Genomic DNA, 25,624 nt, shown 5'->3' with positions numbered 1-25,624 from the left:
CGGCGTTGCGGTGCCGTCGTCCCCGCCAGCCCCGCCCCAGGGCCGTCGGCCCGCCGGTTCACGGCGCCTGCGCCGCGCCGGTCGGGGGCTGGACCGGCTGGAGCATCCGTTCCATGACGGCAACCGGCAACTCCGGGTTTCGGGCCGCCACCTGGGCGGTCTCGGGGTCCCGCAGCAGTCGGACCAGTACTCGCGCGGGCAGTCGGGGGTGCTGGACGGCCGCGTGGCGCACGCGGTCGTGCGGGTCGTCGAGCAGTCGCACGGCCGACGCGGGTGTCAGCCGGGGGTCGGTCGCGGCCCGGTGCCGCACCTCCTCGTTGCCGTCCCGGCTGAACCGCTCGACCAGGTCGGCCGTCGACTCGGGGTCGTCCAGAGCGAGTTGGCGCATCCGGGGGTTCGGGTCGTCGGCGTGGCGGAGCATGTCGCGGCGGGGGAAGTTCGGATGACCACGGGGGCGGTCGGGGACGCTGAGACTGCCGGTCCACCATTGCCACACCCTCAGCAGCATGTCCGCGGGTGCGTCGTCGCAGGATTCCGCGAGGAAGAGCTGGACGACACGGTCCTCGTCGTCGGCGAGGCGTTCGACGACGTCGGGCGGGAGGTGCGGGGCCCGTGCGACGCTTCTGCGCACGAGGGGGTGGGCGGATGCGGCCAGGCGGCGCATGGCGTCGGGATCCTCGTGGAGCGCGGTGACCCAGCCGAGCGGAGAGTGGTGGCCCCGCGGGTCGAAGACGACGCGGATCTCCGCTCGTTGTTCCTCGGTGAGGTCGGAGCGTACGGCCACGACGGAACGGACGTTGTCGTCGGGGTCCCGGGCGAGGAGGGCGACCAGGTCCGCGTCCAGGTACGGATTGCCCGCGAGGGCGCAGCGCCGTGCCGGATCGCCGTGGCGGGCCAGGTGTTCGGCCAGGCCGGGTGCCAGCCGGCAGGTGCCCGCGGCGCGGTCCGCGAGGTCCGCGGTCTCGAAGACCGCTCGGGGCATCGGGTGGTCTCGGTGGTGGCGGAGCAGGACGACGCGGACCGCGCGGGAGGGGTCGGCCAGGAGCGCGCGCCGGGCCGGAGCGTCCAGGTGGGGCCAGGCCCTGCGGCAGGCCGAGACCCGTACGGGCGGAGCGGCGTCGGCGACCATGGCGGTGAGGATGCGCGCGGGCAGTCCGGGAAGGCGAGCGGCCTCTTCGCGGACCCGTGCGGACGGGTCGGCGGCGAGCTGCTCGTAGGCGGCGTCGGTCAGTTCGGCACGCCGGTCCGCCGCGAGCAGGGTGAGGATCCACCGGCGCCTGGGTTCCCGTTCGCCCAGGATCAGACGGGACCACTGCTCGGTGGTGATGTTCGGCTGGGCCTCGGCCAGCAGTTGCCGCAACTCCCAGGCCGGGTGGGCCATGGCCGCCTCGACGACCGCCGTCGGCAGTGGGCGCCACAGGAGGAAGTGCGACCGGCCCAGGAGGCGGGCGCGGAGGTCGTCGGGGGTGGCCGGGCTCAGGGCCAGGCCGTGCGCCCACAGCTCGCGCAGCCGCGCGGAAGGCTCCGGTCCCTGAAACAGGGCCGCCCAGGCGGCCTCTCGCTCCCCAGGGGTTTCCCGGGCCGCCGCCCGTGCGGCTGCCTCTCGGCGTTCCGTGAGGCGGTCCAGCAGGGTGAAACGGACCTCGTCCTCCTCGGTCGTCACCCCGAGCAGGGCGCTGCCGTCGGCCGCGAGGGTGATGAACTGCGGCCGGCCGGGCCGTTCAGCGAGGACTCCGGCGAGGTCCCACGGACCGCTGAGCCGCACCCGTGTCCACCGCCGTGAGGCACAGTCCGTCCGGTCGTCGGCGACATCGAGGAGGAACACGCCGTCCTCGCCGATGATCCCGTTGTCCACCGCGAGCCGGTACCAGCGTTCGTTCAGCTCGGAAACCAGGTCGGGGACGTCCCCCCGCACGGTCTCGGTCGGCTCGGCGCCGCCCGGGACAACCGGTCGCCAGGCGGCCCAGGGCGGCGGCACCTCCTCGATCCGCCGGTCCCCCAGCACGTCCAGCCCCGCGCGCCGCAGCAGAGCCATGAGCTTGTCCACCCCACCCGTCATGGGGGTCATCCTGCCCGAGGAAGTCCCGCCCCGACGGCCCCACCGCGGCGGGTGAGGTGCCTGGGAGCGGGCACCGGGCCCGCGGCCGTCTCACGCCACCGGATAGCCGATCTCCCAGATGTCCTGCGCCAGGTCGGCCAGGGAGGCCTCCGGGTGCAGTGCGCGGACCACTGCTTCGGTCAGCGGCCGGGAGGAGAGGACGTGCCGGACCGCCTCCAGGTCGACCGGAACCTCGTGGTAGTCCTCGGCCCACCGCTGGAACGCCTCCGGGGAGCGGTCCGCCAGCAGACCGAACAGGAATGCGGCGCCGTCCGGGTCCCCCGTGGCCTCCTCCGGAAAGTCGATCGTTCCGGCCTGCCAGCGGTCGTCTCCCGCCTCCCGCCATATACAGGCCGTGACGACGGGCATTCCGTCCTCGTCCGAGAAGGCCGGCTCCTCGACGTACGGCCGGAAGACGGCGGGCACGTCGTCGAGCACGCCGGGCCACGGCCCGTCCACGGCGTAGGGGCTCATGGGCGATTCGTGCGCGAACCCGCGCAGGTAGACGCCGGCGGACGAGAACACGATCGCGTACTCGTCGCCCGATCCGTTGGACATCGAGGCCATGGCCTGCGCCTGTGACCACCGTGCGTCGAAGAGGTGGCAGCGGTACGTCCGCTCGCCTTCCAGGACCGCCTCCAGCATGGCCAGGGCGCGGCAGTGGGCGTGCAGGGCGGCCGGCTCGGGCAGCCGCCGGGCGATGTCATGAACGGTCACGGGTGCATTCAAGCGCATGCCTGTGACGACGGAGTTCCGCGGGCCGGGGCTCAGTAGCCCCCCAAAAGCCCCCGCACCCTGCGCAGTTCCTCCGCCCCCGCCGAGCTGTGCCAGCGGGACGGGTCGGACGGGCGGCGGCCCCACAGGAGGAGCACGCGGGTGGCGGCGTCGCTTTCGATGGTGGCGGGGCCCTCCGGGGCGGCCAGGCGGATGTCGGCGGTGTCGGCGTCGGCGGTCAGGACGACGTCGGCCGTGCCCGGGGTGCGCAGGCGGGCCTCGACGCGGTCGGCCGGGGCGAGGGAGAGGGCGGCCCGGCCGCGGGCCAGCAGGGGGCGGCCCACGGAGACCACGCTGTGCTCGGTCATCCAGGGTTCGTCGAGGGCGCGCACGGCCGTGCCGTCGTCGCCGGTCAGGTCCCAGCGGTGCAGGATCAGCTCCTCGCGCATGTGCTCCGCGAAGAAGGGGACCGTCACGGTACGGCCGGTCCACCGCACCTGCGTGTCCGGCGGGAGGTCCCGCGCGGCGGCCGCGGCGATGTCCGTCAGCTCCGCGCAGTTGCGCAGGAACGCCGACCACAGGTCGGTGGCCGACAGCCGGTGGTAGGGGGCCTCGCGGTCGAAGCCCCGGGTCTCCACCGGAGCGCCCGCGAGGAACGCCTTGAGGACCCGGCCCAGCTCCTCGGCGTTGGCCGCCTGGTGGATCAGGACGTCCCGCACCGTCCAGGCCTCGCACCACGTGCCGTCGTCCGGCCGTCGTGCCTGCACCGCCTGGAGGAAGGGGACCAGTTCCGGCAGGGTCTCCTCGACCCGAGTGGGGATCATGCGGCATGGGTAACCGGGGCGGGGCCCTCGGTAAACCGGCGTCAGGGGGAGTCCGGGTCGGCGACCAGGTCGGTGAGGCGGTGCAGCAGGGTGACCAGCAGGGCCCGCTCGGCCGGGGTGAAGGCCTCGTAGGCGCGGGCCTGGCGGTCGCGCAGCCGGTCCCGGAGCGCGGCGAGCCGTGCCGCGCCGTCGTCGGTGAGGCTGACCAGGACGCGCCGTTCGTCCTCGGGGGAGCGGCGGCGCACCACTATCCCCTTGGCCTCCAGCTGCTGCAGCATCCGGGTCGCGGTGGGGACGCTGACGTCCGCGCTGCCGGCCAGCCGGCCCACCGGCATGTCCCGCTCCGTGGCCAGCGGTTCCAGCAGGGCGACCTGGGCCAGGGAGAGGCCGCCGTGGTGCTCGGCGCTCGCGGTACGGGCCCGGCGCATGGCGACGAAGAGGGCGTCCGCCGCCTGGGAGATCTGCTCCGCGTCGACGTCGCCGTTCGCCGTCGACCGGTCGCTGTCGCCGGGGCCGTTGCGTCTGTCGGTCATGGGTGGTAGCTTAGCAAAGCAATCGTTAGCAGGCTAAATGTTAGGAGGGTAAGAGGAGATGTGCGCTTCCGGACGCATCGACGTGCATCAACATCTCGTCCCGCCGGCCTACCGGGAGGTCATGGAGCGGCACGGGGCGACGGCGGCCGGCTGGCCCACGCCCGGCTGGGACGCCCGGAGCGCGATCGCGATGATGGACCGCCGCTCCATCGCCACCGGCGTTCTCTCGGTCAGCTCACCCGGCACCCACTTCGGGGACGACGCGCAGGCCCGCGCGGTGGCCCGCGAGGTCAACGAATACGGCGCCGAGCTGGTCAAGGACCGCCCCGACCGCTTCGGCCTCTTCGCGAGCCTGCCGCTGCCGGACCTCGACGGCGCCCTTGCCGAAGCCGCCTACGCACTGGACGAACTGCGTGCCGACGGCGTGGTGCTGATGTCCAACGTCCAGGGCCGCTACCTCGGCGACAAGGCGTTCGCACCCCTGTGGGCCGAGCTGGACGCCCGCGGCGCCGTGGTCTTCATCCACCCCACCGGCTCGGCGCTGCCCATGCTCGACGGCATGCCCGGACCCGTGGTGGACTTCCCCCACGACACCACCCGCACCGCCCTGCACATGACGCTCAACGGCGTGATGGGCCGGCACACCCGGATGAAGGTGATCCTCTCCCACGCGGGCGGTTTCCTGCCCTACGCCGCCTGGCGGTTCACCCTCGGCTCCCAGTTCAACCCGGGCACCACCCCCGAGGGCGTCCTGGCCGACCTGCGGCGCTTCCACTTCGACACCGCGCTGTCCGCCGGCCCCTTCGCCCTGCCCTCCCTGCTGGCCTTCGCGGCCCCGGGGCACGTCCTCTACGGCAGCGACTTCCCCTTCGCCGCCGAGGAGCAGGGCAGACTCTTCGACTCGATGCTCGACGACTACGACGGCTACGAACCGGGCCAACTCGACGCGATCAACCGCGGCAACGGGGAGGCCCTCTTCCCGAGACTCGGCCAGGCCTGACCGCCGGTCCGGTCCGGCGGCTCACCCCCGCTCCGGTCGGCCCGGCCCGCTCCGGTCGGCCCGGCCCGGTGCGATCGGTCCTGCCCGGTCCGGTCACCGCCGTTCGGTCTCGTGCCGGCTCGGCCGGTCACTCCAGCTCGCTCGGGCCGCGTGGCGCCGGAGCGGACCTGGACGCGCCGGGCGGACGGAGCCGCGCCCCGTACGCGTCGACGGCGGGCAGCGCCGGCTGGGTCCCGGTGTCGGAGAGCCTCGACACCAGTTCCGCGAGGTGGCCGCAGGCGCGGGCGATCTCCCGCTGGGACCGCTCACGCTCGCTGACGGCCGCCGCGACGAGGAGGGCGGTCAGCGCGGAGGAGGCGTTGTAGGCCTGCAAAGTGATCATGTCCGTGAGCAGACCGCGGGTGCCGAACGGCTCCGCCCCTCGCGCGGCGTCGTAGATGGCGAAGGTCGACACGGCCAGGGCACAGGGCGCGGCCCCGGCCAGCCGGAAGCGGAAGGCGGCCCAGATCAGCAGCGGGAAGCCGAGGAAGAGCAGGGGAGTGGTGCCGGTCTCGACGAACCCGACGCAGGCGACGGCCACGACCAGCAGCAGCGCCTCCAGCCGGCGGGACACCGGGACGTTCCGCGGCAGGCGCGCCGAGGAGAGCACCAGCAGCACCGGCGTCACCACCAGGACGCCCATGGCGTCGCCGGTCCACCAGACCCACCAGGTCGGCCAGAACCGGTCGGTGGTCAGGGCGCCGGAGAGGGCCAGCGTGCCGCTGCCCGCCGTCGCGCTGATCAGCATCCCGGCGAACGCGCCCAGGAAGATCAGGGCGAGCGCGTCGTACAGCCGGTCCAGTCCGTGGCGGAAGCCGGCGAGCCGGAGGAGCGCATACGAGCACAGCGGAGCGAGCGTGTTGCCCACGACGATCAGGAACAGGGCGGCGAACGACGGCCCGAGGTCGAGATTGGCCAGCAGCGCGCCGAGGGCGATGCCGGGCCACAGCCGGGGCCCGCGCAGCAGCAGGCTCGCCACGGCGATCCCGGTCGGCGGCCACAGAGGCGTGACCTGGCGGCGCACCAGCTCCTGGAGCAGTCCCAGCCTGGCGGAGCCGTAGTACAGGCCCGCGACGACGAGGATCTCCAGAGCGGTCGTACAACCGCGCCGGAGTGCTCCCTGCCGCGCGACAGCCATCGGGCGACCTCCGCATCACCATCGCCCCGGCCTCCATCATCCGCCGGTTCCCGCGGATCCTCCACGGCACGGGCACCCCGCGCGCGGGTCAGGCGGGCGGGGTGCGCAGGGCGAGGACCGCCATGTCGTCGTGGCCGTCGCTGGGGTGGTGCTCGGCGAGCGCCTCCACGAAGTCCTCCAGGGGCAGGGCGGCGTACTCGGTGGCGAGGTCGGCCAGTTCGGCCAGGCTCCGGTCGATCGGCCGGTCCGGGTGCTCGACCAGGCCGTCGGTGAAGAAGACCACGGTGGAGCCCGGCGGGACCGGGCAGGAGTGGTCGGGGCGCGGCTCCGCGGTGTCGACGCCGAGCGGCAGGCCGGGCTCGGCGAACAGGTACTCCGCCCGTCGGCCCGGGGCGATCAGGAGGTGGGGGACATGGCCCGCGGTGCTCCAGGACAGCCGCCAGCCCGGCCCGTCCGGCTCGATCCGCGCGAGCGTCGTGGTGGTGATGGGGTTGTCGGTGATGGCCTGCAAGGTGCGGTCGAGCCGGGTGAGGATGGCGCCGGGCGCGTTGCCCCGGTCGAACAGCAGGGCGCGCAGCATGTTGCGGGTGGACGCCATCGCGGCCGCGGCCCGCAGATCGTGGCCGACCACGTCCCCGATGACGATCGCCACGACGTCGCCGGGCAGCGGAATGGCGTCGTACCAGTCGCCGCCGAGCTTGCTGGGCTCGGCGGCGGGCCGGTAGACCGCGGCCGCGGTGAACGGACGCAGATCGGGCAGGGTGGGCAGCAGCAGACGCTGGAACTGCTCGGCGCCTTCGCGGACCCGTTCGAACAGACGGACATTCTCGATGGCGATGCCCGCGGCGCCCGCGAGGGCGATGACCACACTCTCGTCGTCCGCGTCGAAGGGCTGCCCGTCCCGCCGCTCGGAGAGGTAGAGATCGCCGTAGATCTCGCCGCGGACGCTGACGGCGACGCCCAGCAGGGTGGCCATGTGCGGATGGCCGGGCGGGAACCCCACGGACGACGGGTGCCCCGCGATGCTCTCCACCCGCAGCGGCTCGGGGTGATGGATCAGATGCCCGAGGACTCCCCGGCCGCGGGGGAAACCGATGCCGGCCAGGGCGGCGCGTTCCTGCTCGGTGAGGCCGGCGGTGATGAACTGCTCCAGCTCGTCCCCGGACGGGGCGAGCACGCCGAGCGCCCCGTAGCGGGCGCCGACCAGGTCCATGGCGGTGGTCACGATGCGGTACAGCACCGACGGCAGCTCGTTCTCCCGGGTGATGGCGACCACGGCGTCCAGCAGGCCCTGGAGCCGGTCCATGGCATCCAGCAGACTGCGCATCTGCTCGTCCATCCGGCCCAGCTCGGCCCGCAGCCGCACATGGAGGTCGGAGTCGTTCGGGGGCCCCGGCGACGCCGCGTCCCCGGGCCCGGCCATCACGGGCACCCGGCGGCCGGCCGACCGGTCTCGGAGCGGTACATCACGCCCTCCTCGCGTGCCCCCGGAGCGGCTGGGGCCACGGTGTGGCACGGCGACACGGATTTTTCGGTCATCAATCAAAAAATAGGGCAGTCCGCGCCGTGCCGCCGCTCGCCCCGGGCCGCGACACGCGGAGGGACCCGGGTCCCCGCCCCGGCGGTCGGCCCCGCCCGTCGCCGCGGAACCGCCCGGCGACGACAACCCCCCGGATGCGCCGGTGCAGTTGGCGGCGGCCGTCGGGCGTGGCCCGCCGGGCGGGCCGCCGCGTCCCGTGCGCCGCGTGGGGGCAGGGGTGCGATGGTGGAAACAGGGCAGGTGATCGGGAGGGTCCGGCAGGGAGGAGAGCGATGGACTGGCGTATGTTCGCCGAGCGGCTCGCGAGCATGGCGCGGGATCTGCTGGCGCAGGAGACGGTGACCGACACTTTGGAACGGATCACCCGCTCCGCCACCGAGCTCGTCCCCGGCTGTGACGCGGCCGGCATCCTCATCCTGCAGTCCAAGGGCGTACGCACGCTCGCCCCGACCGAGCAGGTGGTGATCGACAGCGACGCCCTCCAGGAACGCCTCCAGGAGGGCCCCTGCTACGACATCGCCCGGCGCGACACCGGGGAGCGGGTGTTCCGGATCGCCGACTTCCGCGCGGACCATCCCGGCTGGCCCGCCTATGTGGCCGCCGCCCGCGAGCTGGGCCTCGGCAGCATGATGGGCTTCCTGCTCTACACGGAGGACGAGGACCTCGGCGCGCTCAATCTGTACTCCCGCCACCCCGGCGCGTTCACCGAGGCCGGGGAGACGGCCGGCTGGCTGCTCGCCTCGCACGCCGCCGTCGCCTTCTCCAGCGCCCGCACCCACGCCCAGCTGGAGCAGGCCGTCTCCACCCGGCACGTCATCGGCGAGGCCATGGGCATCCTCATGGGCCGCCACGACCTCACCGAGGACCAGGCCTTCGACGTGCTGCGCCGCTACTCCCAGGACCACAACGTCAAACTCCGGGAGGTGGCGCGGCGCATCTGCGAGCACGGCGGGCTCAACTGACCGGCGGGGTCCGCCCCTCGAAGGCCGCAAGGATCCGCTCCGCCGCCAGCGTCGCCGTCAACGTGCCCTCCCTGACCCGCCGTTCGAGATCCGGCGCCGCCTCCCGCACCGCCGGGCTGGCGTGCAGCCGGCCGAGGAGTTCGTCGCGGACCATCGCCCAGGTCCAGTCGACCTGCTGGTCGCGCCGCTTGGCGGTGAGACGGCCGGTGGAGTCCAGCAGCCGCCGGTGCTGCTCCAGCCGCTCCCACACCGTGTCCAGACCGGTCGACTCGCGGGCGCTGCAGTGCAGCACCGGCGGCGTCCAGAAGGCGTCCTTGCCGTGCATCAGCCGCAGCGCGCCCGCCAACTCCCGGGCCGCGGCCCGCGCGTCGCGCTCGTGCGGGCCGTCCGCCTTGTTGACGGCGATCACGTCGGCGAGTTCCAGGACGCCCTTCTTGATGCCCTGCAACTGGTCGCCGGTGCGGGCCAGGGTGAGCAGCAGGAAGGAGTCGACCATGTCGGCGACCGCCGTCTCCGACTGCCCGACGCCGACGGTCTCCACCAGGATCACGTCGTAACCGGCCGCCTCCATCACCACCATCGACTCCCGGGTGGCCTTCGCGACCCCGCCCAGCGTGCCCGCGCTGGGGGAGGGCCGCACGAAGGCCGCCGGGTCGACCGACAGCCGTTCCATCCGGGTCTTGTCGCCCAGGATGGAGCCGCCGGTGCGGGTGGAGGACGGGTCCACGGCGAGCACCGCGACCCGGTGGCCGATCGAGGTCAGCATGGTGCCGAACGCGTCGATGAAGGTGGACTTGCCGACCCCCGGCACCCCGCTGACGCCGATCCGCCGCGCCCGGCCGCTGTGCGGCAGCAGCCGGGTCAGCAACTCCTGCGCCAGCGCCCGGTGCTGGGGCCGGGTGGACTCGACGAGCGTGATGGCGCGGGCCACCAGGGCCCGCCTCCCGTCGAGCACACCCTTCACATACGTGTCGAGGTCGATCGCGGCCATCGCGGCCCTACAGCTCGTGGCCGAGGTCGGCCGCGAGGCGCCGCACCAGGTCGTGGGCCGCGTCCGGGATCACCGTCCCGGGCGGGAACACGGCCGTGGCGCCCATCTCCAGCAGCGTCGGCACGTCCTGCGGCGGGATCACCCCGCCCACCACGATCATGATGTCCTCGCGGCCCTCCTCCGCCAGCTTCTCGCGCAGCGCCGGTACGAGGGTGAGGTGACCGGCGGCCAGCGAGGACACGCCGACCACGTGCACATCCGCCTCGACCGCCTGCCGGGCGACCTCGTCCGGGGTCTGGAACAGCGGGCCGACGTCGACGTCGAAGCCCAGGTCGGCGAAGGCGGTGGCGATCACCTTCTGGCCGCGGTCGTGGCCGTCCTGGCCCATCTTGGCGACCAGGATGCGCGGCCGGCGCCCCTCGGCCTCCTCGAAGGCGTCCACCAGGGCCCGGGTGCGGTCCACCGACGGGGACTCGCCTGCTTCGTTGCGGTACACACCGGAGATCGTACGGATCTGGCTCGCGTGCCGGCCGTACACCTTCTCCAGGGCGTCGGAGATCTCCCCGACCGTCGCCTTGGCGCGGGCCGCCCGCACCGCCAGCTCCAGCAGGTTCTCGCCGCCCTCGGCGCCCCGGGTCAGCGCGTCCAGCGCGTCCCGGCACGCCTGCTCGTCGCGCTCCGCCCGCAGCCTGCGCAGCTTCTCGATCTGCTGGGCGCGCACCGAGGAGTTGTCGACCTTGAGCACCTCGATCTGCTCGTCGCTGTCGACCCGGTACTTGTTGACGCCGATCACCGGCTGGCGCCCGGAGTCGATGCGGGCCTGGGTGCGGGCCGCCGCCTCCTCCACGCGCAGCTTGGGGATGCCGGCGTCGATGGCCTGCGCCATGCCGCCCGCCCGCTCCACCTCCTGGATGTGCGCCCAGGCCTTGCGCGCGAGGTCGTACGTCAGACGCTCCACATAGGCGCTGCCGCCCCACGGGTCGATGACCCGGGTGGTGCCCGACTCCTGCTGGATGAGCAGCTGGGTGTTGCGGGCGATGCGCGCCGAGAAGTCGGTGGGCAGGGCGAGCGCCTCGTCCAGGGCGTTGGTGTGCAGCGACTGGGTGTGGCCCTGGGTCGCCGCCATCGCCTCCACACAGGTGCGGGTGACGTTGTTGAACACGTCCTGCGCGGTCAGCGACCAGCCCGAGGTCTGCGAATGCGTGCGCAGCGAAAGGGACTTGGCGTTCTCCGGCTCGAACTGCGAGACCAGCTTGGCCCACAGCAGCCGGGCCGCGCGCAACTTGGCGATCTCCATGAAGAAGTTCATGCCGATCGCCCAGAAGAACGACAGCCGGGGCGCGAACGCGTCCACGTCCAGGCCGGCCGCGCGACCCGCGCGGATGTACTCCACACCGTCCGCGAGGGTGTACGCCAGCTCCAGGTCGGCCGTCGCACCCGCCTCCTGGATGTGGTAGCCGGAGATGGAGATGGAGTTGTAGCGCGGCATCCGCTGCGAGGTGTACGCGAAGATGTCGGAGATGATCCGCATCGACGGCTTCGGCGGATAGATGTAGGTGTTGCGGACCATGAACTCCTTGAGGATGTCGTTCTGGATGGTCCCGGCCAGCTTCTCGGGCGGTACGCCCTGCTCCTCGGCGGCCACAATGTACAGCGCCAGCACCGGCAGCACGGCGCCGTTCATCGTCATCGACACCGACATCTTGTCCAGCGGGATGCCGTCGAACAGCTGCCGCATGTCGTAGATCGAGTCGATGGCCACGCCCGCCATGCCGACGTCGCCGGTCACCCGGGGGTGGTCGCTGTCGTAGCCGCGGTGGGTGGGCAGGTCGAAGGCGACCGACAGGCCCTTCTGGCCCGCCGCCAGGTTGCGCCGGTAGAAGGCGTTGGACTCCTCGGCGGTGGAGAAGCCCGCGTACTGGCGGATGGTCCAGGGCTGGTTGACGTACATCGTCGGGTACGGGCCGCGCAGATACGGCGCGATGCCCGGGTAGGTGCCCAGGAAGTCCAGGCCCTCCAGGTCGCGCCCGGTGTACAGCGGCTTGACCCCGATGCCCTCCGGGGTCTCCCACAGCGGGTCGACGCCGCCGGTGGCCCGCTTGACGGCCGACTGCCACTCCTCGGCGCTGCCGCCGGCCACCGGGGTCCCCAGCTCGATGCCGGAGAAGTCGGGGATTCCCATCAGGACACTCCCATGCGGTCGAGGGTCGCGGACAGCACATCGACGGCGTCGCAGCCCGCGAAGACGTACGAGTCGACGCCGGCGTACTCGCCCCGGCCCGCCAGGAACACATGCCGGGCGCCGGCCGCGCGCAGCGACTCGGCGGCCTGTTCGGCCTGTTCGGCGTAGAGCGCGTCGCTGGAGCACAGCACGGCCTCGGTGGCCCCGCTGTCCGCGAAGCCGCCCTCGGTGACCGGCTCGATGCCGCCCGCCTGGAACAGATTGGCCGCGAAGGTCGCGCGGGCCGTGTGGGCGGCGGCCGGCCCGAGCGTGGCCAGGAAGATCCGCGGGCGGGCGCCGGTGGCGGCCAGGTGCGCGTCGGAGCGGGCGCGCAGCTCCTCGAACGCCTCGTCGCGGCGTACCCGCGGCAGCCCGCCGGACGGCGGCTCGGGCGCGGGCTCGCGCACCACCGGCTTCTCGGCGAGCAGCGGGAACTCGCTGACGCCGGTGATGGGTTCGCGGCGCTTGGCGAGCCGCTTGGAGCGCTCCGCCCAGGTCGTCGCGAGGTCGGTGCGCAGCCGGCCGGAGCGCAGCACGGCCGCCTGGCCGCCGTCGCGCTCGATGGTGCGGAAGAACTCCCAGGCGGCCTGCGCGAGTTCGTCGGTCAGCCGCTCCACGTACCAGGAACCGCCCGCCGGGTCGATGACCCGGGACAGGTGCGACTCCTCGATCAGGATGGTGGAGGTGTTGCGGGCGATCCGGCGGGCGAACGCGTCCGGCAGGCCGAGCGCGTGGTCGAACGGCAGCACGGTCACGGAATCGGCGCCGCCGACCCCGGCGGCGAGCGTCGCGACCGTGGTGCGCAGCATGTTCACCCACGGGTCGCGGCGGGACATCATCACCGGCGAGGTCACCACGTGCTGCGTCTGCGCCCCGGGCGCCCCGCAGACCTCGGCGACCCGGGACCACAGTCGGCGCGCCGCGCGCAGCTTGGCGACGGTCAGGAACTGGTCGGCGGTGGCCGCGTAGCGGAACTCCAGCTGTCCGGCGGCCTGTTCGACGGTCAGCCCCGCCTCGGTCAGCGCGCGCAGATAGGCCACGCCGGTGGCGAGCGAGGCGCCCAGCTCCTGCGCGGCCGAGCCGCCCGCCTCGTGGTACGGCAGCGCGTCCACCGTCAGCGCGCGCAGGCCGGGGCGGGTTTCGGCGCAGCGCGCGGCCAGGGCGGAGTACGGCGCGAAGTCCAGCGCGGTGCCGGTGCGGGCCTCGTACCCGAGCGGGTCGCCGCCCAGGTTGCCGCGGGCGGCCTTCGGGTCGACGCCGCGGTCCGCGTACAGCCGCAGCAGCGCCTCGGCGGCCTCCTCGGTGTCCCGCCCGGCGTCCAGGACGACCGGCGCCAGGTCGAGGTAGACGCCCTCCAGGGCCCGGCCCAGCTCGGCGACGGGAATGCCGCCCTCGCCGAGCACCAGCCACAGGGAGGTGCCGCCGTTCTCCAGGTCGGTGAGGACCGCGCCGTCGGCGAGCGCCGTGTGCCGCTGCCGTACGTCCCAGCCGCCGACGACCCCGCCCTCGGGGCGCGAGCCCCGCAGATACGGGGCGAAGCCCGGCAGTCCGGGGTCGGGCGCGGCGTCGCGCGCGGTGTACAGGGGACGGGTGCGCAGCCCGTCCTCCAGCGTCGTGGACAGAGCGTCCTCAGCTGCCGTGCCCGAGACTTCCTTGCCCGACTTGCGCAGCACACCCTCCACCAGGCGTTGCCACTGCTCGTGTGTCGCGTCAGGGAACTCGGCGGCCAGTGAGAGCCCGTCGTCAGGCAGGACCGTCATGGCTCGGATGCTAGGCCAGTGCGCTCAGAAGAGTGCAGAGCAAACGCTTGTGAGTTTTCTCCCCTTGCGGCTGTGACCTGCACCGCTCCCGACGGCGATCCGGCTGCTACGACAGCGCGCCGCGGCGCGCCGCGAGGGCGGACTCCGGTGCGGGACGTCGCCCTCGGCGGAGACGGCGACGAGGGCCGGCCGCGACGACGGCGCCCGCGTGGGGCAGCCCCGGCGGCGCGGCCGTGACGGGGCGGCGTGACGGGGCGGCGTCGTGTCGCGCGGCTGCGCGGTCGGGCCCCGGCCGGGTCAGTCCCCGATGCCGAGGTCGGAGCGGCGCACGTCGCGGGTGGACAGTGTCTGCGGGGTGCCCGTGAAGGCGCGCAGGCGCAGATGGGTGCCCGTCTTCGCCGGGACGGTGAAGTGGCCGGACGGAGCGCGCAGTTCGACGGTCGTCGTGGTGTGCGCGGGGATCGTGGCCGGGCCGTGCGTGCGCGACCAGTAGCGGTTCATGCCCTGGCCCGTGGTGAGCATGTAGTACGGGGTGAGCGGGGTGTCGCCGGTGTTGGCGACCTTCAGGGTCAGCCCGGTCACCGTGCGCCCCGGGCGGTGCCGGACCGAGGCGATGTCCATCCGCAGCGGCGCGCGCCCCGTGGCCGCGAGGACCGCGCTCACCAGCGCGGGCGCCAGCAGCACCACGACGGCCGCGGCCAGCGCGGGCCTGCGGCGCGGGCCGGTCAGCGGACCCGGCCGCGGCTGCCAGGCGTTGCCGAACTCGGACAGCGGCACCGTGACCGCCGCCGCCAGCCACAGCGGGGTCATCATCAGGTAGTAACCGTCCTGCGAGCGCGTCGCCAGATAGAACGCGCACCACGGCAGCACGGTCGCGGCGGGGCCGAGCCGCCGTACGAACAGCACGAACAGGGCCAGCAGGGCGGCGGCGAGCAGCATGCTGGCGTGGCTGTACCAGTCGAGCCGGTCGCTGCCGTGGGTGAAGTACAGCGAGACGTCCACCAGGCCCTGGCCGTGCAGCACCGCGCCCTGGGTCAGCGGCAGCGCGATGCCCCGCAGCCACGGGCCGGGCTCGGTCACGATCAGATACGCGTTGATCAGCAGGAAGGCCGTCACCGCGACCCCGGCGATCCGCAGCACCACCCGCGCGGCCGCCCGCCCGCCCAGCTCGCCGCGGCGCACCGCGTAGATCCCGGCGAGCAGGAACGGTGTCACGAACCAGGGCAGTTGCTGGGCCGCGCACGCCGCGCCGAGGCACGCGGCCCGCGCGATGCCGGCCGCGCCGAGCCGGCCGCCCGCGCCCAGCCGGGGCCAGCGGACCACCACCGGCACGAGCAGGGCGAGCGCGACGATCGCGGGATAGCCCTGACGGGCGTACATCGGCAGGAAACCGAAGCCCAGGCACACCATGGTGGCCGCCGAGCGCCACGGCGCCGGCAGCATCCGCCACAGCAGCACCGAGCCCACGACCAGCGCCGCCGTGGCCGCCGCGGTCGCCGGGGCGCCGTTGTGCCCCAGCCACAGGAACGGCATGGTGAGCAGCGGCGCCAGCGGGGGATAGCCGTACGTGTAGTCGTACCCGCCGCTCGTCGTCGCCGTCAGCGCCACGCCCTTGATGTGGAACAGCCACGGCCAGGGGTGGTCGTACAGCGTGTGCCCGCCGGCGAGTTCCTTGGCGGCCTGGGTGGTGAGGACCGCCTCGTCGCCGCCCGCGTGGTTCAGCGCCCACGCGCACAGCGTGAGGACGATCGCCGTCACCAGCACCACGAGGTCCAGACGGGCCAGCGAGCGCGCCCGGCGGACCGTCAGCGTCAGCACGCCGGTCACCAGGATCGCGGCGTAGCAGACGGAGATGACCCCGGCGAGGACGAGACGGTGCGTGGCCGCCTGGGTCCAGACCGAGCGGGTGCCGATGAAGAGGCTCACGTCGGCGAGGAGGGTGAGCACCCGGTGCCACTGCGCGGGGGCCCCGGGGACCTCCGCGCGCGGTCCCGGTACGGCGGACACCGCCGACTGCGTCCGCCGGCCGGGCGTCACCTGCTGTGTTTCTGCCAAGTGCACGGGATCGGACGCTATCGGCGACGTGTGAGCGGCTCGCGGCGACAGGTGAAGAGTCCGGTATGAGGGCGGTAAGAAGCGGGCGTATTCGTACATGTGCCCCAGCCTGGGGCGGGTTCGGCGTCATCGGGGCGATGCCACCCGTGTCGTTGTTGGGCCGAACGGGTGACTTGGCGTAAGAATTGGCTGGTGCAGGCATGGAGTGCGAGTCAGGTCGGGGGGAGCCGGTGAGCCGTTACGACGTCACCGATGAACAGTGGGAAGGGCTCGCCCAGGTCGTGCCGTTGCGGGGCCGGGACGCCTGGCCGTCCGCGGTGAACCACCGCTCGCTGCCCGACGACGAGACCGAGACCCGGCGCCGCTTCGTGGTCCTGCGGGTGAATGTCTTCGCGGACGCCCGCGAGGTGGCCGAGACCGTGATGGCCGGCACGCCGGTCCTCCTGGACCTCTCCGGCGCGGAGGGCGACGTCGCCAAACGCGTGCTCGACTTCAGCACGGGTGTCGTCTTCGGTCTGGGCAGCGGAATGCACCGGGTCGACCGCAACGTGTTCCTCCTCACTCCGCCCGGCACGGAGGTCAGCGGGCTGATGGAGGGCGCGGGCTGACGGCGGACGCCGGGTCCCGCGGCGAGTGGGGCGCGGCGCCCGGGGCCGGACGTGCGACACCGGCTTCCGTCACCCGGTCCGGTGACGCGCGGGTCATCGCCGCAACCGCGCGCCCCCCCCGATCGTGGGAACGCCGCCGGGGGAAACGGTTCGGTCCCCCGGGCGGGGTCCTACCGTTCGGGCATGTCCGTGCCCTCCGTGTCCTCCGTCTCCTCCGTGCCCGTCGTCGGTACGGCGGTGGGCGACGCGTTCGCCGGGGCCGTCGGTCCGCCCGACGCGCGGCCGCGGATCACCGAGTTGCGGCTGTCGGCCTTCGCGGGACACCGGCGGGTCGGGTACCCGCTGGGGCCGGTCACCGTGTTCGCGGGGCCCAGCGGCGCGGGCAAGACGACCGCGCTCGCGGCGTACGAGGGGCTGGCCCGGCTCGGCGGGGGCGCCTCGCTCGTGGAGGCGTTCCCGGACCCGGCCGCCTGTGTGCCCGACCGGGCCCGGCCCGACGCCGAGGGCCGCAGGGGCTTCAGGATCGGCTGTACGGCCGACGGCGCCGAGGGTCCGGTCCGGCTCGACATCGCCGTCCAGGCCGAGCCGCACCCGCGGATCGTGGGCGAACGGCTCACCGCGGCAGGCGTCGTGCTCCTGGAGACCGCGCTGCGCGACCCCGGGCGGCGCACCGTGCAGGCCGCCTGGCACACCGCGGGCGCCGCGCCGGTGACCCGCGCGCCGCTCCCCGACGACCGCCTGGGCACCGCCCTGCTGCCGCTGCGGGTGGCCGGCAAGACGGACGGGCAGCGCCGGGTGCTGGCCGCGGCCGAGCAGATGGTCGTCGCCCTGCGCTCGGTCTTCGCCTGCGACCCGCGCCCCGACTGCATGCGCACCCCCGTGCCCATCGGCCACGGCCGGCTGATGCGCGGCTGCGACAACCTCGCCGAGGTGCTGTGGCGCACCCGCGCCGAGTGCGCCCGCCGGCACGCCCGGCTGGTCGAGGCGCTGGAGGCGGGCTGTGCCGGGCCGGTGGCCGACCTGATCGCCGAACCGCTCTTCGACGGCACGGTACGGGCCCTGCTCGACCGCGGCGACGGGCACCGCACCGACCTGGCCCGGCTCGGCGAGGGCGAACTGCGCTATCTGGCAATGGCGTTGGTACTGCTGACCGGGCCCGGGGTGCTGGACATCGACCCGCCGGGCGAGGTGCCCGACGCGCTGCGCTCCCTCACCGTCCTCGCCGACGGCTTCGACCGCTGTCTCGACCCGGCCCAGCGCCGCGCCCTGCTGCGGCTGGCGGTGCGGATGGGCGAGCGCGGGCACATCCGCTGTGTGGCGGCGGTCAACGACGCGTCCTGGGCCGCCGGGACGGAGGGCGTCACGGTGGTACACCTGAACCCGTGACGGAACACCCCGACCTGCCCCGACTCCAGCGCCGGCTGGCCGAGTTCGCCGCCGCCCGCGACTGGGGGCCGTACCACACGCCCAAGAACCTCGTCGCCGCGCTCAGCGTGGAGGCCTCCGAACTGGTCGAGATCTTCCAGTGGTTGACCCCGGAGGAGTCCGCCCGGGTGATGGCCGACCCCGGCACCGCGCACCGTGTCCGCGACGAGGTCGCCGACGTGCTCGCCTACCTCCTCCAGTTCTGCGAGGTCCTGGGCATCGACCCGCTGACCGCACTGGCGGAGAAGATCGACCGCAACGAACGGCGCTTCCCGCTGCCGGGGACAGAGGCGGGGGACGAACCCGGCTGACTGCCGTACGAACGGACGCCACACTCCCTTCAACAGCCGGACACCCCGCTTCCGTTGTCACTCTCCGCAGTCGAATTGCCGATCGAATCTGAATTGTTGTCCCCAGATTTCGGGCTTCCTCTAGCTTTTCGTCCCAGCGACCTTCACTCTGGGTAGTGGACAAGAGAGTCAGTGAACATGCGAGCGAGTGAGTGAAGGGACGGGGGCGGCGGATGGACGCGGTACGGCTCATCCTCACCGGCAGGCGGGCCCTGGCGAGCGGGACGGACACGCCCGGGCTGCTGGCGGAGGTGTGGCAGGCGCAGGCACTCGCGCAGGCGATCGGCAGCAGGCTCGCGGTCTCCGGGCCACCGGAGCTGCGCGGCGAAGCGCTCGGTCTGACCGAGCTGGCGGGCCGGGGCTGCGGCGTCCTCGATCCGCCCGAACTGGACCCCGGCGATCTGCGCGCGGCCCAGCTCACCCGGCTGGACGACGCCCGCGAGACCCTGCTCTGCCTCGGCGGCCTGCTCGGCGAGGTCGGCATGGCGCTGGTCGGCGTGGCCAGCACCGCGGCGGACGAGACGACGTACTGGCAGTGCATGGAGGCGATCGACGCGGCCGACGAGTCCCGCGACCGCGTCCGCGAGATGCTGCGCAAACTGGCGGCGCGCGAGGAGGTGTTATCGGCGAACGACAACCAGGGCAGCCCCTTCGGCGGCGCACCGTGCGCGTAGCCCGCGCCGGAACCTGCGGTGGGGCGGCACACGTCCTCAGGCCGGGGCGGCGTGGCCCGGACGTGCCGCGCCGAAGGCCGCCGCGAGCTGGTCGAACAGAAGGCCCGCCAAGGGGCGGGGGTCACGGCGCGGGGCGACCGTGCAGATGCCGCGGGTCGAGGGGTCCCCGAGACCGGCCGTGTGACGTCGGCGCGCAGCGCGTGCGTCAGCACCCCGGGTATCGGCGCGATGGCGTGACCGGTCGCGACCAGGGCCGGCTTGCCCGGCAGATCCGCCGCGGCGAGGTCGACGCGCGGCCAGGTACTGGACGTCCTGGAACACGGGCAGCTCGGCGGGCTCGTGGCCCGCGAGCGGACCTTCCTCCTCGGCGAACCGAACCCGGCCGCCACCGAGTTCACCATCGGCGCGCCGGCCACGGACATGGCCCTGCCGGCCGCTGCCCCGGACACCCCCTCGCGCGGCGGGGCCGGTCCGACCGGAGCCTCGACCACGCCGGACACCGACATCGCCGTCGCGGCCACCGCACCCGCGGTGGAGGACGCGGTGCCCGACCCGCTCGGCGCCTGCGTCCGCGGACACGCCACCGGCGACCCCGCCCGCTTCCGCGACGCGTTCCTGCCCACCGCCCGCATCGGAGGAATCCGGGACGGCGCGTTCGGCTCGTGGTGCCTGGAGGAGTACTGCGCGCTCTTCCCGGGCGAGCCGGCCCCGGACGAGCCGGACCGCTCCCGCCGCCTCGACACCGTCGGCGTCCACGGCACCGTCGCGACCGCGACCATGACACTCACGCACGGCGCGGACACGTTCACCGACGTCTTCCTGCTCGTGCGCGCCGACGGCGGCCGGCGCATCGCCGACAAGGCCTGTCACCGGCACCGTCGAACGACCGGGCGGCCGGGCCGGTGACCGAGCCGGCCCGGCCGGGGGCGGCGGTCAGGCGACCTGCGGCATGACCTCGGCGGCGATCAGCTCCAGGTGGTCCAGGTCGTCCAGGTCCAGCATCTGGAAGTAGACGCGGGTCGAGCCGACCGCGGCGTAGCGGCCCAGCTTCTCCACGACCTCGGCGGGGGAGCCCGCGAGACCGTTGGCCTTCAGCTCGTCCACCTCGCGGCCGATGGCGTCCGCGCGCCGCTTGACCTCGGCGTCGTTCCTGCCGACGCAGGCGACCAGCGCGTTGGAGTAGACGAGGTCGTCGCCCCTGCGCCCGTGCTCCTCGGCCGCGGCCCGGACCCGGCCGAACTGGCGCTCACTGTCCTCGACGGAGGCGAACGGGATGTTGAACTCGTCGGCGTACCGCGCCGCGAGCGCCGGCGTCCGCTTGGCGCCGTGCCCGCCGATGAGGACCGGCACCTTGGCCTGCGCGGGCTTCGGCAGCGCCGGGGAGTCCTGCAACCGGTAGAACGTGCCGTCGTAGTCGAACCGCTCGCCGACCGGCGTCCGCCACAGCCCCGTGACGATGGCCAGTTGCTCCTCCAGGCGCCCGAACTTCTCCTTCGGGAAGGGGATGCCGTACGCCTTGTGCTCCTCCTCGTACCAGCCCGAGCCCAGCCCCAGCTCCACCCGCCCGCCGGACATCTGGTCGACCTGCGCCACCTGGATGGCCAGGACGCCCGGCAGCCGGAAGGTGCCCGCCGTCATCAGCGTGCCGAGCCGGATGCGGCTGGTCTCCCGGGCGATGCCGGCCAGGGTGATCCAGGCGTCGGTGGGACCGGGCAGACCGTCCACGTCGCCCATGTGGAGGTAGTGGTCCGAGCGGAAGAAAGCGTCGTAGCCCAGCTCCTCCGCGGTCTTGGCGACGCGCAGCAGCGTGTCGTAGGTCGCGCCCTGCTGGGGTTCTGTGAAGACTCGAAGATCCATGCATCCATCATGCATGCCGCCGTGCGGCCACCCGCGCGGGGCAGCGGGCAGCGGGGCGGAAAACAGGTGGTCACGGGGGTGCCCGGGCGGGGAGACTCGGACGCGTGTTCCTGACGATCTCCACCAGCGGCGACGCCGCCCACCCGGCCACCGACCTCGGGTACCTGCTGCACAAGCACCCCGGCAAGGCGCAGAGGTTCTCCACGTCCTACGGCACCGCGCACGTCTTCTACCCCGAGGCGGACGACGCGCGCTGCACGGCCGCCCTGCTGCTGGAGACCGATCCGGTGGCGCTGGTGCGGCGCGGCAAGGGCAAGGGCCGCGGCGGCGCCCCCGACGCGGCGCTCGCGCAGTACGTGAACGACCGCCCCTACGCCGCCTCCTCCCTCCTCGCCGTCGCCCTGAGCGGCGTCTTCTCCAGCGCCATGCGGGGGGTGTGCGCCGCCCGCCCCGAGCGGGCCGCCGCCCCGCTGCCGCTGCGCATCGAGGTCCCGGCCGTGCCCGCCCGCGGCGGCGCCCCTCTCGTGCGAAGGCTCTTCGAGCCGCTCGGCTGGACGGTGGGCGCCGAACCGGTCCCGCTGGACACGGAGTTCCCGCAGTGGGGCGACTCGCGCTACGTCCGCCTGGTCCTGGAGTCGGACGCGCTCACCCTCGCCGAGGCGCTGCGCCACCTGTACGTGCTGCTGCCGGTCCTCGACGACGCCAAGCACTACTGGGTCTCCGCCGACGAGGTGGACAAGCTGCTGCGGGCCGGCGAGGGCTGGCTGCCCGGCCACCCGGAGCAGCAGCTGATCACCAGCCGCTATCTCTCCCGCCGGTGGTCGCTGACCCGGCAGGCGCGTGAGGCGCTGGAGCTGGTGCGGCTCGCCGAGGCCGACGACAGCGAGGTCGAGGAGATCGACAACGCGGTCGGCCAGGAGACCGAGGCGGAGGAGAAGCCGACCCCGCTCGCGGTCCAGCGCCGCGAGGCGATCGTCACCGCGCTGCGCGCCAGCGGCGCCGCCCGGGTGCTCGACCTCGGCTGCGGGCAGGGCCAGTTGGTGCAGGAGCTGCTGAAGGACGTCCGGTTCACCGAGATCGTCGGCGTCGACGTGTCCGTACGGGCGCTCGCCATCGCCTCCCGGCGGCTGAAGCTCGACCGCATGGGCGAGCGGCAGGCGTCCCGCGTCCGGCTGGTGCAGGGCTCGCTCGCCTACACCGACAAGCGGCTCAAGGGCTATGACGCGGCCGTGCTCAGCGAGGTGATCGAGCACCTCGACCTGCCCAGGCTGCCCGCCCTGGAGTACGCCGTGTTCGGGCACGCCCGCCCGCGCACCGTCGTCGTCACCACCCCGAACGTCGAGTACAACGTCCGCTGGGAGACCCTGCCCGCCGGACACGTCCGGCACGGCGACCACCGCTTCGAGTGGACCCGCGCCGAATTCCGCTCCTGGGCCGCCGAAGTCGCCGAACGGCACGGGTACGAGGTCGGGTTCCGGCCCGTCGGCCCCGACGACCCCGAGGTGGGACCGCCCACCCAGCTGGCCCTGTTCACCCTCACGACCGAGAAGGAGGCGAAGGCGGCATGACCGAGACACGGACCGGACGGGTCCTCCCCGTCACCGACCTCTCCCTCGTGGTCCTCGTCGGCGCCTCCGGCTCCGGCAAGTCCACCTTCGCCCGCAGGCACTTCAAGCCCACCGAGGTGATCTCCTCCGACTTCTGCCGCGGCCTGGTCGCCGACGACGAGAACGACCAGAGCGCCAGCCGCGACGCCTTCGACGTCCTGCACTACATAGCCGGCAAGCGGCTGGCCGCGGGCCGCCGCACCGTCGTGGACGCCACCAGCGTGCAGCAGGACAGCAGGCGCCAGCTGATCGAACTGGCGCGCAAGCACGACGTGCTGCCCATCGCCATCGTGCTCGACATGCCCGAGGAGGTGTGCGCCGAGCGCAACGCGGCCCGCACCGACCGCGCCGACATGCCGCGCCGGGTCATCCAGCGGCACATCCGCGAACTGCGGCGCTCACTGCGGCACCTGGAGCGCGAGGGCTTCCGCAAGGTGCACGTCCTGCGCGGCGTCGAGGAGGCCGAGGCCGCCACCGTCGTCACCGAGCGGCGATTCAACGACCTGACCCACCTCACCGGCCCCTTCGACATCATCGGCGACGTGCACGGCTGCTCGGCCGAACTGGAGTCGCTGCTGTCCAAGCTGGGGTACGACGACGGCGTGCACCCCGAGGGCCGCACCGCCGTGTTCGTCGGCGACCTGGTCGACCGCGGCCCGGACAGCCCCGGTGTGCTGCGCCGGGTGATGGACATGGTGGAGGCGGGCCACGCGCTGTGCGTGCCGGGCAACCACGAGAACAAGTACGGCCGTCACCTCAAGGGCCGCAACGTCCAGCACATCCACGGCCTCGCCGAGACCATCGCCCAGATGGACGGCGAGAGCGAGGAGTTCCGGGCGCGGGTGCGCACGTTCATCGACGGTCTCGTCAGCCACTACGTCCTCGACGGCGGCAAGCTGGTCGTCTGCCACGCCGGCCTGCCCGAGAAGTACCACGGCCGCACCTCCGGACGCGTCCGTTCGCACGCCCTGTACGGCGACACCACCGGGGAGACCGACGAGTTCGGCCTGCCGGTGCGCTACCCGTGGGCCGAGGACTACCGGGGCCGGGCGGCGGTCGTCTACGGCCACACGCCGGTGCCGGAGGCCACCTGGCTCAACAACACCATCTGCCTGGACACCGGTGCCGTCTTCGGCGGCCGGCTGACCGCGCTGCGCTGGCCGGAGCGCGAGCTGGTCGACGTGCCGGCCGAGCGCGTCTGGTACGAGCCGGTCCGGCCGCTGCGCACCGAGGCGCCCGGCGGGCGCGACGGCCGGCCGCTGGACCTGGCCGACGTCTTCGGACGCCGGGCGGTGGAGACCCGGCACGCCGGGCGGGTGGCGGTGCGCGAGGAGAACGCGGCGGCGGCCCTCGAGGTCATGAGCCGCTTCGCGCTCGACCCGCGCCTGGTGCCGTATCTGCCGCCGACCATGGCGCCGACGGCCACCTCCGAGGTGGACGGCTACCTGGAGCACCCGCGGGAGGCGTTCGCGGGTTATGCGGCCGACGGGGTGGCGCGCGTGGTGTGCGAGGAGAAGCACATGGGCTCGCGGGCCGTGGTCCTGGTGTGCCGGGACGCGGCGGCGGCCACGCGGCGGTTCGGCGTGGAGGGCCCCACGGGCGCGCTGTACACCCGTACCGGGCGGCCGTTCTTCGACGACGAGGAGATGACCGAGTCGGTCCTGGACCGGCTGCGCGCGGCGATCACCGAGGCCGGTCTGTGGTCCGGACTGGACACGGACTGGCTGCTGCTGGACGCCGAGCTGATGCCCTGGTCGCTGAAGGCCCAGGGCCTGCTGCGCAGCCAGTACGCGGCGGTCGGCGCGGCGTCCGGCGCGGTGTTCCCGGGCGCGCTGGCCGCGCTGGAGGCGGCCGCGGCACGGGGCACCGACGTGGGCGCCCTGCTCGACCGGCAGCGTGGACGCGCCGCCGACGCGGCCGCGTTCACGGCCGCGTACCGGCGCTACTGCTGGACCACCGAGGGCCTGGACGGCGTCCGCCTGGCGCCCTTCCAGATCCTCGCTACCGAGGGCCGCAGCCTCGCCGCGCTCCCGCACGACGAACAACTGGCGCTGCTCGACCGTCTGGTGGAACACGACTCCTCCGGCCTCCTCGGGACCACCCGCCGGCTGTACGTGGACACGGGCGACCCCGAGTCGGTGCGGGCCGGTGTCGACTGGTGGCTGGAGATGACCGGCCGGGGCGGTGAGGGCATGGTCGTCAAGCCGCTCGGCGCCCTGGTCCGCCGCCCGGACGGCCGTCTGGTCCAGCCCGGCGTCAAGTGCCGGGGCCGCGAGTACCTGCGCATCATCTACGGCCCCGAGTACACCCGCCCCGACAACCTCGCCCTGCTGCGCCGCCGGTTCCTCAACCACAAGCGCTCCCTCGCCCTGCGCGAGTACGCCCTCGGCCTGGAGGCCCTCGACCGCCTGTCCGCAGGCGAGCCGCTGTGGCGGGTGCACGAGGCGGTGTTCGCGGTGCTGGCGCTGGAGTCGGAGCCGGTGGACCCGCGGCTGTAGGCCGCCGGCGGCGGGGGCGCCCGGTCTCCGCCACCGCGGTGCCTCACGGCCGCGGGAAGCGGGCCCTCATCGCGGTGATGCAGACGTCCCGGGACGTGGGCCCGCCGAAGCGCAGGCGGTCGTAGCCGGTGAACTGCGGCTCCAGCGCGTCCAGTTCGTCGATCAGCCGGTGCAGACGGCGCGTCCAGGCCGGGGTGCCGGCGTCGGGCGCGTCCGGTGCCGAGCCGATCGCCGTCGTCAGCTCGTCCTTGCGCCGGATGGTCTCCGGGGAGACCGAGCGGAGGCAGACGTACCGGCCGTCGAGGTAGGCCCGCCATTCGGCGCGGGCGGTCGCCGGGTCGGACCAGTGGGACGTGAACCAGGAGGCGAGCGCGTCCACGCCGCCCGCCCGCTCCGCGAGGGCGAAAAGGTCGGCCGGGACCATCTCCGCGCCGTCCGAGCGCAGATAGCCCGGCAGGGGCAGCCGGCCGTCCAGCATCAGGCGGCGGACCTCGTCGCCGTCGCGGCCGTGGTCCGCGCACAGCCGCTCCAGGGTGACGAACTGCTCGCTGACGTAGGCGTCGTCGGCCTCGGTCATCGGGTGGTCGCCGTTGATCTCGCGGAAGCGCTCGGCGAGTCGTCGGCTCAGGGAGGTCTGCGGCATGGGCGGTCCTTCGGGAACGTCGGCGGGACGGGCTGCCCGCCCCGGACTGCGGACGCTATCCAGCGGACGCTTCGGCGCCCGCCGAAC

21 protein-coding genes are annotated in these 25,624 nt (G+C 73.8%); 9 read left to right on the top strand and 12 right to left on the bottom strand.

What is annotated here, in order from left to right:
* Positions 1-58: 58 nt before the first annotated feature.
* From HZZ00_RS27620 to HZZ00_RS27605, 4 genes are all read right to left on the bottom strand, one after another.
* Positions 59-2,059, bottom strand: coding sequence for a PE-PGRS family protein (locus HZZ00_RS27620; RefSeq protein ID WP_180328982.1), 2,001 nt, complete (start codon positions 2,057-2,059; stop codon positions 59-61).
* A gap of 90 nt (positions 2,060-2,149) precedes the next feature.
* Positions 2,150-2,815 (bottom strand): hypothetical protein, encoded by a 666-nt coding sequence (locus tag HZZ00_RS27615; RefSeq protein ID WP_180328981.1) that lies wholly within the window; start codon positions 2,813-2,815, stop codon positions 2,150-2,152.
* A 50-nt stretch (positions 2,816-2,865) separates the two neighbouring features.
* The gene (locus tag HZZ00_RS27610) at positions 2,866-3,636 is read right to left on the bottom strand and encodes a maleylpyruvate isomerase N-terminal domain-containing protein (protein ID WP_219013942.1); all 771 of its coding nucleotides are present in this window, start codon (positions 3,634-3,636) and stop codon (positions 2,866-2,868) included.
* A gap of 41 nt (positions 3,637-3,677) precedes the next feature.
* A complete protein-coding gene (locus HZZ00_RS27605) occupies positions 3,678-4,169 on the bottom strand; it encodes a MarR family winged helix-turn-helix transcriptional regulator (RefSeq protein ID WP_180328980.1) in 492 nt (163 codons plus the stop codon).
* Between the two features lie 58 nt (positions 4,170-4,227).
* Here HZZ00_RS27605 and HZZ00_RS27600 point away from each other — a divergent pair, with 58 nt between their 5' ends.
* Positions 4,228-5,169 (top strand): amidohydrolase family protein, encoded by a 942-nt coding sequence (locus HZZ00_RS27600; protein WP_180328979.1) that lies wholly within the window; start codon positions 4,228-4,230, stop codon positions 5,167-5,169.
* A 127-nt stretch (positions 5,170-5,296) separates the two neighbouring features.
* Here HZZ00_RS27600 and HZZ00_RS27595 read toward each other — a convergent pair whose 3' ends face one another.
* Together HZZ00_RS27595 and HZZ00_RS27590 are read right to left on the bottom strand one after the other, a co-directional pair.
* Positions 5,297-6,346, bottom strand: coding sequence for an MASE1 domain-containing protein (locus HZZ00_RS27595; protein ID WP_180328978.1), 1,050 nt, complete (start codon positions 6,344-6,346; stop codon positions 5,297-5,299).
* Between the two features lie 88 nt (positions 6,347-6,434).
* The gene (locus HZZ00_RS27590; RefSeq protein WP_257585416.1) at positions 6,435-7,769 is read right to left on the bottom strand and encodes a PP2C family protein-serine/threonine phosphatase; all 1,335 of its coding nucleotides are present in this window, start codon (positions 7,767-7,769) and stop codon (positions 6,435-6,437) included.
* 389 nt (positions 7,770-8,158) lie between these two features.
* On the opposite strand from HZZ00_RS27590, the gene HZZ00_RS27585 reads away from it, so the two are divergent.
* Positions 8,159-8,848: a GAF and ANTAR domain-containing protein gene (locus HZZ00_RS27585; RefSeq protein WP_180328977.1), complete on the top strand. Its 690-nt coding sequence runs from the start codon at positions 8,159-8,161 to the stop codon at positions 8,846-8,848.
* Here HZZ00_RS27585 and meaB read toward each other — a convergent pair.
* From meaB to HZZ00_RS27565, 4 genes are all read right to left on the bottom strand, one after another.
* The gene (gene meaB / locus HZZ00_RS27580; RefSeq protein WP_180328976.1) at positions 8,841-9,839 is read right to left on the bottom strand and encodes a methylmalonyl Co-A mutase-associated GTPase MeaB; all 999 of its coding nucleotides are present in this window, start codon (positions 9,837-9,839) and stop codon (positions 8,841-8,843) included. The genes HZZ00_RS27585 and meaB overlap by 8 nt on opposite strands.
* Positions 9,840-9,846: 7 nt before the next feature.
* Positions 9,847-12,021, bottom strand: coding sequence for a methylmalonyl-CoA mutase (gene scpA / locus HZZ00_RS27575; RefSeq protein WP_180328975.1), 2,175 nt, complete (start codon positions 12,019-12,021; stop codon positions 9,847-9,849).
* The gene (locus HZZ00_RS27570) at positions 12,021-13,820 is read right to left on the bottom strand and encodes a methylmalonyl-CoA mutase family protein (RefSeq protein ID WP_180328974.1); all 1,800 of its coding nucleotides are present in this window, start codon (positions 13,818-13,820) and stop codon (positions 12,021-12,023) included. Before HZZ00_RS27570 ends, scpA begins: the two co-directional genes overlap by 1 nt.
* A gap of 297 nt (positions 13,821-14,117) precedes the next feature.
* Complete coding sequence (locus tag HZZ00_RS27565) at positions 14,118-15,881, bottom strand: hypothetical protein (protein WP_374028487.1); 1,764 nt, start codon at positions 15,879-15,881, stop codon at positions 14,118-14,120.
* A 194-nt stretch (positions 15,882-16,075) separates the two neighbouring features.
* Between HZZ00_RS27565 and HZZ00_RS27560 the strand changes: the two genes are divergently transcribed.
* From HZZ00_RS27560 to HZZ00_RS27540, 5 genes are all read left to right on the top strand, one after another.
* Positions 16,076-16,483, top strand: coding sequence for a cell division protein SepF (locus tag HZZ00_RS27560; protein ID WP_180328973.1), 408 nt, complete (start codon positions 16,076-16,078; stop codon positions 16,481-16,483).
* A 183-nt stretch (positions 16,484-16,666) separates the two neighbouring features.
* Positions 16,667-17,869, top strand: coding sequence for an AAA family ATPase (locus HZZ00_RS27555; protein ID WP_180328972.1), 1,203 nt, complete (start codon positions 16,667-16,669; stop codon positions 17,867-17,869).
* Positions 17,866-18,219, top strand: coding sequence for a nucleotide pyrophosphohydrolase (locus HZZ00_RS27550; protein WP_180328971.1), 354 nt, complete (start codon positions 17,866-17,868; stop codon positions 18,217-18,219). Before HZZ00_RS27555 ends, HZZ00_RS27550 begins: the two co-directional genes overlap by 4 nt.
* Positions 18,220-18,431: 212 nt before the next feature.
* Positions 18,432-18,932 carry a DUF6099 family protein gene (locus HZZ00_RS27545; RefSeq protein ID WP_180328970.1) on the top strand — a complete coding sequence of 167 codons (501 nt, stop codon included), beginning with the start codon at positions 18,432-18,434 and terminating at the stop codon, positions 18,930-18,932.
* Positions 18,933-19,190: 258 nt separating this feature from the next.
* Positions 19,191-19,838, top strand: coding sequence for a nuclear transport factor 2 family protein (locus tag HZZ00_RS27540; protein WP_180328969.1), 648 nt, complete (start codon positions 19,191-19,193; stop codon positions 19,836-19,838).
* Positions 19,839-19,865: 27 nt separating this feature from the next.
* On the opposite strand, the gene HZZ00_RS27535 is transcribed toward HZZ00_RS27540, so the two are convergent.
* Positions 19,866-20,789, bottom strand: a complete 924-nt coding sequence (locus tag HZZ00_RS27535; protein ID WP_180328968.1) for an LLM class F420-dependent oxidoreductase — start codon at positions 20,787-20,789, stop codon at positions 19,866-19,868.
* Between the two features lie 104 nt (positions 20,790-20,893).
* Between HZZ00_RS27535 and HZZ00_RS27530 the strand changes: the two genes are divergently transcribed.
* Both HZZ00_RS27530 and HZZ00_RS27525 read left to right on the top strand, forming a co-directional pair.
* The gene (locus HZZ00_RS27530) at positions 20,894-22,357 is read left to right on the top strand and encodes a 3' terminal RNA ribose 2'-O-methyltransferase Hen1 (RefSeq protein ID WP_180328967.1); all 1,464 of its coding nucleotides are present in this window, start codon (positions 20,894-20,896) and stop codon (positions 22,355-22,357) included.
* Positions 22,354-24,894, top strand: a complete 2,541-nt coding sequence (locus HZZ00_RS27525) for a polynucleotide kinase-phosphatase (protein WP_180328966.1) — start codon at positions 22,354-22,356, stop codon at positions 24,892-24,894. Before HZZ00_RS27530 ends, HZZ00_RS27525 begins: the two co-directional genes overlap by 4 nt.
* A 43-nt stretch (positions 24,895-24,937) precedes the next feature.
* On the opposite strand, the gene HZZ00_RS27520 is transcribed toward HZZ00_RS27525, so the two are convergent.
* Complete coding sequence (locus HZZ00_RS27520; RefSeq protein ID WP_180328965.1) at positions 24,938-25,537, bottom strand: DUF6058 family natural product biosynthesis protein; 600 nt, start codon at positions 25,535-25,537, stop codon at positions 24,938-24,940.
* Positions 25,538-25,624: the final 87 nt, after the last annotated feature.

Source organism: Streptomyces sp. NEAU-sy36 (genome assembly GCF_013423905.1).
In the GTDB taxonomy this organism is placed as follows: domain Bacteria; phylum Actinomycetota; class Actinomycetes; order Streptomycetales; family Streptomycetaceae; genus Streptomyces; species Streptomyces misionensis.
Note: the sequence above shows the minus strand (reverse complement) of the source record. Positions and strands in the feature narration are given on the sequence as shown.